This is a genomic window from Brevibacillus reuszeri, from assembly GCF_001187725.1.
Lineage (GTDB): Bacteria > Bacillota > Bacilli > Brevibacillales > Brevibacillaceae > Brevibacillus > Brevibacillus reuszeri.
The window spans coordinates 421,136-434,443 of the sequence record NZ_LGIQ01000011.1 but is presented as its reverse complement, the minus strand read 5'-3'; the positions used below and the strand labels follow the sequence as shown (position 1 = coordinate 434,443).

The 13,308-nt window shown below is 45.5% G+C and carries 19 protein-coding genes; 16 read left to right on the top strand and 3 right to left on the bottom strand.

What is annotated here, in order from left to right:
- The first annotated feature begins 27 nt into the window (after window positions 1-27).
- Window positions 28-231: a hypothetical protein gene (locus ADS79_RS26875; RefSeq protein ID WP_049741524.1), complete on the top strand. Its 204-nt coding sequence runs from the start codon at window positions 28-30 to the stop codon at window positions 229-231.
- Window positions 232-325: 94 nt separating this feature from the next.
- Here ADS79_RS26875 and ADS79_RS26870 read toward each other — a convergent pair whose 3' ends face one another.
- Window positions 326-637 (bottom strand): hypothetical protein, encoded by a 312-nt coding sequence (locus ADS79_RS26870; protein WP_049741523.1) that lies wholly within the window; start codon window positions 635-637, stop codon window positions 326-328.
- A gap of 290 nt (window positions 638-927) precedes the next feature.
- Window positions 928-1,074 (bottom strand): hypothetical protein, encoded by a 147-nt coding sequence (locus ADS79_RS35365; protein ID WP_161807320.1) that lies wholly within the window; start codon window positions 1,072-1,074, stop codon window positions 928-930.
- 177 nt (window positions 1,075-1,251) lie between these two features.
- Between ADS79_RS35365 and ADS79_RS26865 the strand changes: the two genes are divergently transcribed.
- From ADS79_RS26865 to ADS79_RS26845, 5 genes are all read left to right on the top strand, one after another.
- On the top strand, window positions 1,252-1,686 hold the full coding sequence (locus ADS79_RS26865; protein ID WP_049741522.1) for a YopX family protein: 435 nt from the start codon (window positions 1,252-1,254) through the stop codon (window positions 1,684-1,686).
- Entirely contained in the window at window positions 1,686-2,048 is a 363-nt protein-coding gene (locus tag ADS79_RS26860) for a hypothetical protein (protein ID WP_049741521.1), read from the top strand. Before ADS79_RS26865 ends, ADS79_RS26860 begins: the two co-directional genes overlap by 1 nt.
- A gap of 58 nt (window positions 2,049-2,106) precedes the next feature.
- On the top strand, window positions 2,107-2,532 hold the full coding sequence (locus ADS79_RS26855) for a GIY-YIG nuclease family protein (protein ID WP_141261082.1): 426 nt from the start codon (window positions 2,107-2,109) through the stop codon (window positions 2,530-2,532).
- 281 nt (window positions 2,533-2,813) lie between these two features.
- The gene (locus ADS79_RS26850; protein WP_049741519.1) at window positions 2,814-3,449 is read left to right on the top strand and encodes a hypothetical protein; all 636 of its coding nucleotides are present in this window, start codon (window positions 2,814-2,816) and stop codon (window positions 3,447-3,449) included.
- Window positions 3,450-3,974: 525 nt separating this feature from the next.
- Window positions 3,975-4,280, top strand: coding sequence for a hypothetical protein (locus tag ADS79_RS26845; protein ID WP_141261066.1), 306 nt, complete (start codon window positions 3,975-3,977; stop codon window positions 4,278-4,280).
- Here ADS79_RS26845 and ADS79_RS36790 read toward each other — a convergent pair.
- Window positions 4,277-4,408 carry a zinc ribbon-containing protein gene (locus ADS79_RS36790; protein ID WP_084766090.1) on the bottom strand — a complete coding sequence of 44 codons (132 nt, stop codon included), beginning with the start codon at window positions 4,406-4,408 and terminating at the stop codon, window positions 4,277-4,279. The two genes, ADS79_RS26845 and ADS79_RS36790, sit on opposite strands and share 4 nt — an antisense overlap.
- Window positions 4,409-4,777: 369 nt before the next feature.
- Between ADS79_RS36790 and ADS79_RS26840 the strand changes: the two genes are divergently transcribed.
- The 10 genes from ADS79_RS26840 (at window position 4,778) to ADS79_RS26800 (ending at window position 13,299) form a co-directional block, all read left to right on the top strand.
- Entirely contained in the window at window positions 4,778-5,704 is a 927-nt protein-coding gene (locus ADS79_RS26840) for a terminase small subunit (RefSeq protein WP_049741518.1), read from the top strand.
- The gene (locus tag ADS79_RS26835; RefSeq protein WP_049741517.1) at window positions 5,704-6,933 is read left to right on the top strand and encodes a PBSX family phage terminase large subunit; all 1,230 of its coding nucleotides are present in this window, start codon (window positions 5,704-5,706) and stop codon (window positions 6,931-6,933) included. Before ADS79_RS26840 ends, ADS79_RS26835 begins: the two co-directional genes overlap by 1 nt.
- Window positions 6,934-6,950: 17 nt before the next feature.
- Window positions 6,951-8,513 (top strand): phage portal protein, encoded by a 1,563-nt coding sequence (locus tag ADS79_RS34675; RefSeq protein WP_201783430.1) that lies wholly within the window; start codon window positions 6,951-6,953, stop codon window positions 8,511-8,513.
- Between the two features lie 34 nt (window positions 8,514-8,547).
- Complete coding sequence (locus ADS79_RS36305; protein WP_201783429.1) at window positions 8,548-9,219, top strand: phage head morphogenesis protein; 672 nt, start codon at window positions 8,548-8,550, stop codon at window positions 9,217-9,219.
- Window positions 9,220-9,231: 12 nt separating this feature from the next.
- Window positions 9,232-9,534: a hypothetical protein gene (locus tag ADS79_RS26825; RefSeq protein WP_049741515.1), complete on the top strand. Its 303-nt coding sequence runs from the start codon at window positions 9,232-9,234 to the stop codon at window positions 9,532-9,534.
- Between the two features lie 99 nt (window positions 9,535-9,633).
- Window positions 9,634-10,899 (top strand): DUF2213 domain-containing protein, encoded by a 1,266-nt coding sequence (locus ADS79_RS26820; RefSeq protein ID WP_049741514.1) that lies wholly within the window; start codon window positions 9,634-9,636, stop codon window positions 10,897-10,899.
- A gap of 29 nt (window positions 10,900-10,928) precedes the next feature.
- Window positions 10,929-11,444, top strand: coding sequence for a structural cement protein Gp24 (locus tag ADS79_RS26815; protein WP_049741513.1), 516 nt, complete (start codon window positions 10,929-10,931; stop codon window positions 11,442-11,444).
- Between the two features lie 17 nt (window positions 11,445-11,461).
- Window positions 11,462-12,472: a DUF2184 domain-containing protein gene (locus ADS79_RS26810; protein WP_201783428.1), complete on the top strand. Its 1,011-nt coding sequence runs from the start codon at window positions 11,462-11,464 to the stop codon at window positions 12,470-12,472.
- 14 nt (window positions 12,473-12,486) lie between these two features.
- Entirely contained in the window at window positions 12,487-12,783 is a 297-nt protein-coding gene (locus tag ADS79_RS26805; protein WP_049741512.1) for a hypothetical protein, read from the top strand.
- Window positions 12,784-12,798: 15 nt separating this feature from the next.
- Window positions 12,799-13,299, top strand: coding sequence for a DUF4054 domain-containing protein (locus ADS79_RS26800; protein WP_049741511.1), 501 nt, complete (start codon window positions 12,799-12,801; stop codon window positions 13,297-13,299).
- Window positions 13,300-13,308 lie beyond the last annotated feature (9 nt).

Sequence of the window (13,308 nt, the reverse complement as noted above, 5' to 3'; positions counted from 1 at the left end):
CGATTGTTAGATAGGAGGGAAGGATTTATGGATTGGAAAGAAATTGAACGGATTGGTCGTGAAACCTACAACCTGTCGGAAGAATGGGTCTTATGTGCTGCTGATGCATCCGATCCTCACGTCATGAAAATTGAGTTCGGAAAGAAAGGGCCGCGTGGAGGTTGGCTCAAAGGCATGGAAAACAGATTTCGCGGGTACATCAGCAACTACAGGCAATATATGTCTGCTTAACAAACCACACGATGTGATAAAAAAGAGATTCTAAATGCCGTAGTCCCGACACAAAAAATACCCTCGGGATATCCCGAGGGCCGTTGATGGCTGTCTAAAATTCGCTACTGAATGGCGTTTCATAAGTAATATTTCCACTCATATCTTTTACAGCACCTGAAACAAATTTGACTTTATAAGTAAATCCAGTGTGCCATGTTTCAGGGTTATAACCCATGTGAATTTTAAGAACAGGGTTTCCGGGGTTACTAGTATCCCATTCAATACTTTGATTAATCGCAGGATTTTTGAGGTTCGCTCCATTTTGATTGCTAATGTGGGTGATTAACTGATTGATATCATTGATCGTTAAAGTATCATCTGATAATTCTTCATTGAAGCTAATCAGTAAAATGCTCGCATTCAAAAGAGTGATTGTCCCAACTGCTGGCGTTTCATCAATGCTATTCTCGACTTATTCCCTTCTCTTTTTGAGGGTTTTCGTTCGAGCCTACACCGTGCGGGCGATTTTCATCGCACACGGCGTTCCATCAACAGATAAGAAAGATAGTTTAACAATGGGCAAACGTAAGGTTACACCATCCCAGTTTTAATGTCTGCTAACTAAAGTTATAAGTTTCTGTGATCCTGTTTTCAAAAAGCTGATTTAACAAAACATTACTTGAATAAAAAAAGCAGCCTAAAGGCTGCCTCTGCTTACAAATCAGGTCTAGTAGTCTTTCCGATTACTATAAATCCGCGTCGCTCCCAATGAGGGATAAATTTTAAAGTAGCTTTTACTTCTGCACCGAACTTTGGGTTCCACAGCTTGAACCAGTCTTCAGTCGTTGTGTTTCTTGACATAAGGAACACGTTCCTCAAATTGTTGAGTATCGACGCATCTCAGCTCAAAGTGAGCGTCTCCATTGTCGCTTCGATCTAAAAAAATTATAGCATTTGGATTATGCATTTTCAAATTATCGAGGTTTTCGCGATTGACTGAAACAAATTCTGACGAATGCACTCAGGGAGGGTAACGGGATGCAAGCAGGACGTGAGATGAAGTTACTGGCGTGGGATAAAGAACAAAACATAATGATTGGCCCAAACTTTGACAAAGAGCAATACGCCATCGTTTCTTATAACGGATTGGCTTTGCTGGATATAACCAGGGAAGATGAAGATGGATACGACTACGAGATGGATGTTGAGTGGCTACAATACGTAGGCCATCGTGACATTAACGGGAAAGAGATATATGAGGGCTATATCACCAGAAATAAACGCGGAGCAATCGGTGTAGTGAGATTCCACAACTACTGGGGAGGATTTTACTTCGCTACAGTGTTTGGACACGACGAAGATGGAGAATTGGTTCGCAGCACTAGTTCGGTACCAATGTGGAATGAGTGGGGTACCTTAGAAGTCATCGGCAACATCTACGAGAACCGCGAGCTGATGGAGGTGGGCAAGTAATGGAGGCAGGGCGTGAGTTGGATGCGAAAGTGGCGGAGGCGTTGGGGTGGATGGAACGAATTGGTGGTTGGATAAAATTCACTGATAACGGGCCGAGATTCATTGAAGATAAGCATTTTAGACCATCAACGACTTGGAGCGGCATTGGTGTACTGGTGGAGGAAGCAGAAAAGCAAGGCATTTACCTCAATTTCGAGCACTTTCGGGAAGGTAGATACTTGGGACGAGCTTATAAGTTCTGCGAAGCCTCTCAGGAGTGGGTGAGAGTTCCTAGTGGCATTGATGGTAAACCACCAATCGCGGGAACAGTGTCCCATGCGGTCAGCCTAGCCTTCTTGAAGGTGAAAGGAATCGCAATTTAACAAAAGAGAAATTGTGATAATCTGAGGGAAATATCCTTCAGGAGTGGTTCCTTTGCAAATGATAACAGTAAATTGGTATGGTCCATACAGTTTGGACGAATTTGACCAGTACGAAATCTCCTTAAGAAAAGGTATTTATGCAATCTATAGAGTCTATGGCGGTAAAGAGAAACTGATCTATATTGGAAAAACAACAAGAAGTTTCTATCAAAGAATGAGAGAACATAAAAGAGACTGGCTTTGGAATATCAGAGGTCAGTTACAGGTGAGAGTTGGTTTACTTGAGTTCGTTGAAAAGCAAAGATACTCGGATCGTAAGCTTGCAGATGTTGAGGCTTTATTAATTGTAACGCACGCACCACCCGAAAACACAACGAATGCACAATATTATTATGGTCGTGAGAAATTGAGAGTTGTAAGTAAGGGGAAAAGGGGAGAGATAAGAAGGTTAGTAAGTACAGAAGTTCATCTTGAGGGTGTTTAGCAAGATGTACGTAATTTTACTTAATATTTCGGGAGTAAAAAAGAAAAACCACGCTTCAATTAGAAACGTAGTTACGAGGATTAGTTGCTTTTTGCCATGAAGCACATAGCTAGTAAAGTCATTGTACCAATTATTCCAATAATGGCTATGTCACTTATCTCAGGAGTCAAAGGAATTACGGGCATAGCATTACCTCCTAAAAAATAGCCCCCAGCCGGGAGCCCGAATATGCGTTCGACAACCATATTATACCACGGGCAACCGGACAGGGGGAACGGAAGATGAGCGTAGTTATAGAGAAAAGCATGTTGATTGAAAAGGTATGCGAGAAATGCCCTGCAACACGCTGGGGACAAAAAGCAATCTGCAGTGTCCATAGCCTCCACATCGGTGAAATTGAATGCTGCCCAGAGTGGGACAAGCATATGGTCAATGAACAAGGATTAAAGGAGCATGATGGTCAGATTGCTTTCATGGACCTGGAACCGGCAATGGAATGGGTGCAACGGACAGAAGAAGAGCTGAGAGACTACCACTTCATGTTAAGAGAGATAGATAGACTACAAGGATACCTGGAAGACGCAGGCGAAGGCACAGTCGGAGCGTATGGGATTGATGCCTCTATGCCAAAAGGAAAGGGCAAGAACGGCGATAAAACACACGCTGAGGTAGTAAGAAGGGAAAGAAAGTGGAAACGCCTAGAGAAGCTACAGGATGCCGTAGAACGCATTGAACGTGCAGCTGAGAGCATAACTGACGAAAAGGAAAAGACTGTCCTTGACGCTATCATGGACGGGGAGAAAAACAATTTCATTGCCCGCCAGATTGGGGTAAGCAGACAGCGATACTACGAGATCAAGAGGTCAGTCATCATTCAAATGGCGTGGCTAATGTATGGCAACAACGAAGCAGCTTGAAAGGTTGACACTTTAGACAAAACAGACACTTTTTACACTTTCAGCAGGCTTCAAATCAAGCGTGATACAATCGCATCAGGGATCGGAGTTAATCCGGTCGAAAACGCAGCCACTCGGAAACGGGTGGCTTTTTGTATGGGGTGAAACGAATGGGAATGACTCTGGTCAAGATCACGATGCCAACAACTCAAGACGGAGATCTAGTGCACTGGGAAGCTTGTATTCAGGCTTACCGAGAAAAAGAAAAGCGCAAGTGGCAACGAAAACTTGAAGGTTATCCTGTCCAGCGAATCCGCAAAAAGTGAGCAGCATCGGACAGGGGATTACATGCGAGACCTACGGTTCCGGCCCCTCGCCCCTTGTCCAGTACTTCTCATTACCGAAATAGAGAACGGAGACCTCCCAGTGTGCAAGGATGGAACTAAAGATAACTGGAAGAGCTACCAAAAAGTTAGGGCAGAATAACTGATGAAGATGAGACATAGGGAGAGAAGTAAATGCGCTGAAAGAGGAGGGAGGATTAATTTGGAAACGGGAGAATTGACTGCTTATTGCTACATGGTACATAGGGGAAAGCCTGCGGCAATGATGCCATTCCAAGAAAGGTTTCGTGAAGATGTCATCACTTTCGTGACTAATCAAGAACTAAAAGTATATACCGAGCCTTTGGCAGAGGGCTGGTTTACCTTGTGGATTTATAAACATCCACATATTCTTGATGTCATACAAAGCGTGCCGCAGGTCCCTACGTCTGTCTTTGATCACTGGATACTTGGAAAGCTGTTTGGTTACGAAGAGTCAGCAATCCAAGAATTTTTGACTAAGACTTAACGATATTCTGTCCCATTGCATTTAGGGCATGGAGGCAGCGTATCTGTGTGATCGTCAAGAGTAACAGATTGACCACAACTTTTGCAGATGTAAGTACCTTTTCCAGGTTTTTCACCGGTAGTTGGCATATATGTCACCTCCTTTATGATACACAATTGGATAATGTGGGTATTATATCCTTCTGAATGTCGGTAATTGTCGGACGAAAGATGTAGGAAAATAGCCATAAGTGACGAATTTATGTCGTTGGAGGAGGATGATACATTGATTGAATTGGATTATAACCTTTGGCCATTTACCCGCTTGTTAATTGCAATGTTGATATGTATGACCATTTCTGTCGTTATAGTTATGTTTATTACAAGGAGATTACCTAATGCATTATCACGACCATTAACGTACATATCACCGTTTGCAGGTGCTTATGTATTTTTCAAATACGTTTCTCCACTAATTAACTAAGAGAGCATTCCCGAACAAGGGAGTGCTTTTTTCTTTTGCAAAACAACTCAAACAATGGTGGTGGTGATCATGTAGTGGCAAGAGCACGTAGTCCGAATCGAGAACGAGCAGAAGCACTTTACTTGGAGAGCAGAGGTAAGCTGCTGTTAAAGGATATAGCTGAACAACTTGGAGTAAGCGACTCCCAAATTCGTAAGTGGAAGAATCAAGACAAATGGGACGATAAATTGAATGGTAACGTTACTATTCGAAAAGGTAACGTTACTAATGAAACAGCCAAATCAAAAGTAACAAAGAAGACGCCAGTTGAAGCCGAACCGGAGACATCCGAATTAAGCGATAAACAACGTCTTTTTGTTATGGAATATATGCGAGACTTCAACGCTACTCGAGCTGCAATGGCAGTTGGCTACAGCAAGAAGACAGCTTACGCAATTGGCTGGGAGAACTTGAGAAAACCTCAGATTCAAGCAGAGATTAAGCGACAGAAAGAAGCGATAGTCGATGACCTTGGAGTTGGCGTTCAGCGAGTCATTGCGGAATACATGAAGATAGCTTTCGCTGACATATCTGAGTACGTGGAGTTTGGGCAGCAAGAGGTGCCGATGTTCACCGAAGAAGGCATGCCTATTAACGATCCAAAGACAGGCGAACAGATGACCTACAAACGCAATTTTGTTGCAATCAGGGATAGTGGAGAGGTCGACGGAACGCTAATCAACGAAGTGAAACAAGGCAAGGACGGCGTAAGCATCAAGTTACACGACAAGATGAAGGCGCTGGAGAAGCTTGAAAAGTACATTGGTTTCATGACCGAAGAGCAGCGTTTGAAGCTTGAGAAGCTGAAAGCTGAGATCAAGGAAATTGAAAATAAAGGCGGCGACAACGATGGTGGCGGCAATATTGATCAGCTCGCGGAAACAATCGCCAAAAGCGCTGCTTTGATTAAGGGTGATTCCTGATGGAATTTCAACTGTTTGGCGAGAAGATAACAAGATTTATCCTGAGTCCAATCGAGAATGACGCCAGGATAAACATTTTGGAAGGCTCAGTCCGTAGCGGCAAAACGGTTGGGATGATTCCGAAATGGATCAATTACATCAAAAATGGTCCTAAAGGATTGTTGGTCATTACCGGCATATCGAAAGAGACCATCTTTGATAACGTACTTCAGGATTTGTTTGATACGGTTGGATCTGCTAATTATAAATACAATCATCAAACGGGTCTCATTCAGATGTTTGGACGGAAGATTAAGGTGATTGGGGCCAAGGATGAGGGATCAGAGAAGTACCTTCGTGGTAAGACGTTAGCAGGAGCTTATTGTGATGAGCTTACGCTGATGCCAGAGAAGTTTTTCAAGCAGTTACTGAACAGGCTTTCGGTTAAAGGTGCGAAGCTCTATGCTACGACAAACCCGGATCACCCGTACCATTACCTATATACTGAGTACATCACAGATGAGAAAAAGCTCAAAAGCGGTATGGTCAAGGTCTACCACTTTGAATTAGACGACAATCCCAATCTAGATGATGAGTACAAAACATTTATCCGTGGCGCGTACACGGGTTTTTGGTATTTGCGCATGATCGAGGGCAAGTGGGTTGTTGCTCAGGGCGCGATCTATGATATGTGGGACAAAGAACAGAACACTTTCGTGGATGAAGACCTGATACCCGGATTCAAGAGCCTGGCACAGCGCTATATCGCGATCGACTACGGTAGCCAGAACCCTACCGTCTTCCTTGATTGTTGGGATGACGGTGATACGGTGTGGGTATTGGATGAGTACTATTACGATGGTCGAAAAAAAGGGGAGCAAAAGGAAAACTCTGAATACGCGGATGATCTGGAAAAATTCATTGGCAAGGACTATCCGATATATGTCATCGTCGACCCGTCTGCTGCTGCCTTTAAGACTACGTTAAGAAATCGAGGTCTTCGGATCAAAGATGCAGATAACGAAGTGTTAGAAGGCATTCGGATGACATCAACTATGATAAAAAAGCGGAAATTCAAGGTGCACCGAGAGCGATGTCCTAACTTCCTGAAAGAAGTATCAAGTTACGTATGGGATGAAAAGGCAGTCATGCGCGGAGTAGAGCAACCGCTAAAGCATGCAGATCACTGTATGGACGCTGGAAGGTATTTTGTAAAAACGATCATTAAGCCAAGAAGGTTAGAGTCTTGATGAAAGGAGGATGACGATTGAGTAGACGTAAACGGAAGTTTGCAAAGGACGCGCGGCAACCTCCGGCTAAGAAGCCCAAAAATACCGCTGCAAAGATGCCCCCTGGCCTGACAACGGACGCATTCTCGAATGTGCTTGCGCGCCTGGGTAGCGGAACACCAAACCTGATGGAAGGAACCGAGTATACACTGACGCGGTTATCCAAGAACTATCAGTTATTGAATACTCTGTACCGCGAACACTGGATCATTCGGAAGATAATTGACGCTATACCAGAGGACATGACTCGTAACTGGATTACGATTACTTCAACGATGGAGCCCGACAGAATCAGAAAGCTTGAGAAACTGTGGCGTGTACGCCGGGTTAAGTCAAAGATTCTTGAAGGTCTCAAGTGGGGACGCTTATATGGCGGTGCAGTCGGTCTGATCATGATCGATGGACACGACGATATGCTGCACCAACCGTTAGATTTCGATTTGATCATGCCAGGCTCGTTTAAAGGCTTGATGATTCTTGATCGCTGGTCCGGTGTGTATCCAAACGGTGACTTGGTAAGCAATATTGATGATGTGGAGTTTGGCTTGCCAGAGTCCTATCAGGTAACCATGGATGCTGGACAAACCTTGCAGGTCCATCACAGCCGCATTCTCCGATTCTCTGGTCGTCAGCTACCATATTGGGAAAAGATCGCAGAGACCTATTGGGGCGCTTCTGAGGTCGAGGTCGTGTTTGATGAGCTGAAGAAACGAGACAATACCAGTTGGAACATTGCGCAGCTCATTTTTCTTGCGAATCTCCGCGTGATGAAGAGCGAGGATTTGGGTGAAATGCTTGCCATCGGAGACCAGCGGATGCAAACGGATATCTACAATACTATCCAGGCTCAAAACTGGCTGATGAGTAATATGGGAATGCATTTAATCGGGAAGAATGATGAGTTTCAAACACATCAGTATTCCTTCTCTGGGCTAAACGACATCTACGAAAGTTTCATGCTCGACATTGCGGGAGCAAGCCAGATACCCGTTACCAAGCTCTTTGGCAGGTCACCAGCTGGTATGAATGCGACAGGCGAAAGCGACATGCAAAACTACTATGAGGTAGTCCAGCAGCAGCAAGAGAGCACTCTGGGACCGATCCTTGATAAGCTCCTACCGATCATGTGCATGTCCGAATTTGGTGTTATCCCTGACGATCTGGATTACACCTTCAATCCGATCAGGACGCCTGATGATGAAGAAGTAGCAGAACTGGCTGACAAGAAAACGAAGTCCATTGTTGAGGTTTATAACGCTGGTCTCATCAGCCAGAAGATTGCACTCAAGGAATTGAAACAACTGTCTGATTCTACAGGTATGTTTAGTAATATCTCTGATGAAGACATTGAGAAAGCAGACGAAAGCACCCATCAAGGCGAGCTTGGATTTGGTGGTGAATTAGGATATGGCGACGAAATCGAAAACCCTTTGGGCGCCGAAACGCCGTATAGAGCAGGCTTACCGCAAGGCGATTCAAGCGGCTTTGAAAAGTTTAAGCGAGTCTTTGACCAATTTAGAAGACGTCGAAGAAATTCTTAGCCGTATCAGGAGCTTCACCTACGATCCGAAGTTTATGGAATACGCTAATGCCGAAGCCTTGAAAATGGTGACGCACCTATTCAGTGATTCGGGGAAAACATGGCGGCAGGCTGCAAGAACGAATAGCAGAGGACGCCTAATCTATCAGGCACTCCAAAAGGAACTACAGGGACCGATTGGTGCAGACCTACGCTTCCAAGCTGAGAGAAATGCATCTCTAATCAAGTCGTTGCCACTCGATATAGCCAAACAGGTTAATGAACACGTACTCCGTGAGGCAATGAAAGGAACGCGGTCCAGCGAGATTGCGCAGCAGATAAAGGAGTTCTTTCCAGAAGCATCACAAGCAAAGGCGAACCTGATCGCTAGGACAGAGGTAAGCAAGACTTCTACAGCATTGACTCGGGCGCGCTGTCACTTTGTTGGAGCTGATTGGTATGTATGGAGGACAAGCGAGGATTCACGCGTTCGTAGCTCCCATGAAATCATGGACGGTGTGATCGTCAAATGGAGCAATCCTCCAAGTCCCGAAAGCCTGGACGGAGAGACCCGGACAAATGGATATTACCACGCTGGTGAAATCTTCAACTGCCGATGCTATGCCGAGCCTGTCATTGATCTGGATTTGATCACCTGGCCTGCAAAGGTGTACCACGGCGGGCGTATGCAGCGCATGACGCGGAAACAATTTGAAAAGATTGTGTGAGGTGAATTCGAAATGAAATACAGTCCCGGTGATGAAGTGGTCATTGTCGATGACCCTCTAAACTTTGGATTGCCTTTGGACCACCATGCAATTGTGATGAGAGTAGATTTAAATACATTAGAATTGCGTAGGTACCTTATCCGTGTTCCATTGGAAAGAAAGGAATATTGGGTATCTGAAGGTTGTATCGGTTTAGCTTCAGAAGTTAACGCAAAATGTGCCGAGGATGCTTTACGAAACCATATGGTGAATATTTCTTTGGACAAAAGGGACAAGTCTTTATTCGAGCATGCGATAAACCTTGATAGAAAATAACCGAACGTAGAGGCCAAATGCAAAGGCTTCTTTTTTATTGCCTGAGAGGGGGTGAGAAACATTAGAAGAGCATATTACGGTTCACGGTTTAGTAAGAACATGACGGCAACGCCAGAGGGCTTCCTGATCTGCCACAACGTGCCCATTGCCCGTACTGGATGGTATGACTACCTGGGGAAAGAAATAGGAGCAGAAGACAAACGCGATGAGCTAGTGAAGGTGTATCGAAGCCCGGAAGAGGTATTTAGCCCGGCGGCTATTGCTAGTTTCGAGGGGAAAGTCCTAACGGATGAGCATCCAAACGAAGCCGTGACGCCAATAAACGCAGTACGGTACACCAAAGGAGTCATCCAAAACGTACGACGAGGTTCAGGCGCAGATGATGACCTCCTGCTGGCTGATCTGGTCGTGTATGAGCAAAACCTTATCGACGAGATACAGGAAGGCAAACGGGAGGTCTCATGCGGCTACGATTGCGTGTACGAGGCTATGGAAGATGGCACATACCATCAACGGCAAATTTGCGGGAATCATGTCGCTGTCGTACATAGCGGCAGAGCTGGTGACCGCGTTGCAATACAAGATTCAAAATCCCAATCGCTTGGGAATACTCAGAATCCGAAAGGAGATACAAGCATGCCAGGTACAGATCAAAAGATCGTTTTACCAAAGAAAACACAATCACTTTCACGTATCACTGATTTACTTGCAGCAGTCGGCTTGAAGCACTTTGCAAAAGATGCTGAACCACAAGAAATCAAGGAGGCAGTAGATGCCCTCGTTGAGGAAAGGGGTGCCGAGGATAACGAGCCAACCGAGCCAACAAGCCCGCCAACATCTGACAACCAAGACCCTGCTGTTGCTGCCCTGGCCGATCAAGTAGCCAAGCTCACCGAACTCGTCACAGGGCTTGTGCAAAGCAATGCAAATAAAGACGAGAAGCCAGAGGATGCAATCGACAACGCCATTGCAGAACTCGAAAAGGCTAGTGGTTCCGAGGCAGCTGACGATGAAGAAGAGAGCCACACCATCCCAGTGGAAAACATGGACGAAGAAGGTCCTATCTCTGATCCAGAAGACCGACCAAAGAGTGCTCTGACTGCGGATAATGCGCTTAAGATTGAAGCCTTGAAAGCCATTAAGCCGATTATCGCTGCTATCCCTGATGCAGCAGAGCGCAAGCGAGCAACTGATGCAGCTATTGCTAGCATTAATAAGAAAAGACCAGGAAAGAGCTCCTATGCTGCCATTCAACAGAGAAAGCCTACAGCTGATAAAAAAGCAGAAGACCGTCAGCAAAAAATCGCAGGGCTTGGTCAGGACCTCGCCAAACAATATAACCCACATTACAAGAACCGTTCTTAATATGAGCGGTAAGGAAGGATGGATAAATAATGCCAGGTAAAGTAGTTGGAAAATCTCTCAACCTTGGATATCCCGGTACTGTTTCACGAAGTGCCGATGCCATTATAACGGCACGCTTGGTACGTGATACGGATAAAGAACCAATCTCTTTTGGTGATGCGGTCGTTTTAAACGGGGACAATTCTTATTCGAAGTTCGGTGAAGATGGTACAGCAGATGCATTTGTTGGTGTTGCGGTACGAGAAGTAAAGCAGAGTACAGATTACTTCTCTGAACAAGTTTCCTATAAGCCTGGTCAACCGTGTGACGTACTTGAGCGTGGTTCAATTACGGTCCTTTGCAATGCAGGAACGCCAACAGCTGGGGGCGCTGTATACCTTCGTATAACAGCGAACGCATCGATTCCTACTGGTGTGGTTGGTGGTTTTGAGGCAGCAGCAGACGGTGCAAACACCATCAAGCTGCCAGGGGTTAAATGGAAAACAGGCAAACTCGACACAAACAAGGTCGCTGAAATCACAATTCTGTCGCGGAATAATCCGTAAGAGGGGGATAAACGTACATGAATGCATCTATGGGAAGAAAAATCCACACGATTGATAATCTTGGACCATCCATGTTGATGACTGATGCTGCTGCAATTGGCTCCGGCATGGCGTTTTTAGTTGGAGAATTAGAGAAGCGAGATCCAAGACTATTAGAGCCATTGAGCAGCTTTACTTGGATGCGGGATATCGTGTCTATAACTGGCGGTGGCTGGGTTGACTACGTTTCCAATCAATTCGTAGATTATGCCACGACAGGTGGTAACGAGGACGGGATTATCGGCGGTGCGACAAATGATATTCCTGTCATGCAGGCCAATACTTCAAAAGATGTATTCCAGGTTTTCAACTTCGGAAACATTTTGAAGGTTCCATTCATTGATCAGCAAAAGCTACAAAAGATTGGTCGTAGTCTCGATGACATTTTGGATAAAGGTATTCGCCTGAACTACAACAAGTCAATCGACAATATCGTATATACTGGCGTGCCTCGTGCAGGTGTTTACGGCCTTGTTAACAATCCAAATATTACGGCAGCGGCAGTAGCTACTGGAGCAGCTGGACAAACCAAGTGGAACAAGAAGACTCCAGATGAAATTCTGGCAGACGTTAACGCGATCATTACAGCGACTTGGGAAGCATCTGAATACGACCTAACTGGTATGGCGAATCACATCCTGATTCCACCCCAACAGTTTGCACACCTGGTTGGTACCAAAGTAAGCGAAGCAGGTAACGTATCTATCCTGAAATTCTTGGAAGATAACAATATCGGAAAGAACCAAGGAATTGACCTGGCGATTGTTCCGTCTCGCTGGTGCTCAGGTGCAGGTACGGGTGGCACTGATCGAATGGTAGCGTACGTCAACGATGAAGACCGCGTTAACTTCGATCTGACAGTCCCACTTAGTCGGGTAATGACGCAACAGTCGGTAACGGAAATGGCTTATCTGACTGGATACGCAGCTCAAATTGGTCAAGTTAAATTTCTTTATACCCAGTGCGCTCGCTATGGCGACGGCATTTAAGGAGGAGTTTTACGATGCTTATTATGTCTAAGAAATCATTCCAATTTGATCACCCGGCAGGACAAGAACCTGTCGTAGTAGTGCGAGCGCATGAATTTGTTGAGGTACCAGAATGGGTGAAACAATCTTCAATGTTTAAGCTTGCAAGTCAAGCAGGAGACGTCACAGTAACGGAAACCAAGCAGGCCGTAAAAGATGCAGAGACAGGGAACAAAACCAAGTCAGCAGCACAGCTAAAGGCAGAAGAGAAAGCCTTGAAAGAAGCCGAAGAAAAAGCGAAGGCTGCTGCGGAAGCTGGTCAAGAACAATAAAGCAGGTGAGCAATTATGTCGATTGCTAATGATCGCAACTTGAGCGCTGCTGGACTCATAGGGGCTGCTTCCAACATCAGAACTGGGAGCAACCCTACTTTTGCTTTCGAAGACTTCATTGCTGTATATCCGCAGTTTGGACCAAATGCAGAGGGTGCGTACGTGATTCCGCAGCTTGTTGTGCAAATGTACATTGATTTAGCGAGCGCCAGCATCCAGGAGGCAAGATGGCATTCCTACTGGACAGTTGCTATGGGGTGGTTTATCGCCCATTTTTGCACGTTGTATCTGCAAGGCACTGCCGATCCAAACAGTGGAGCTGCCGGCGTGTTAAAAGCCGGACAAACTCGCGGGCTGGCAACCTCGAAGTCGGTTGCTGACGTTTCTGTGAGTACCGACTACTCCGCGATTGCTCAGGACCTTGACGGCTGGGCAGCGTGGAAGCTGACGATTTACGGGCAACAGCTGGCGACCATTGGCAGGATTGTAGGCAAAGGCGGTATGTACGTGTACTAAGGGGGTAAG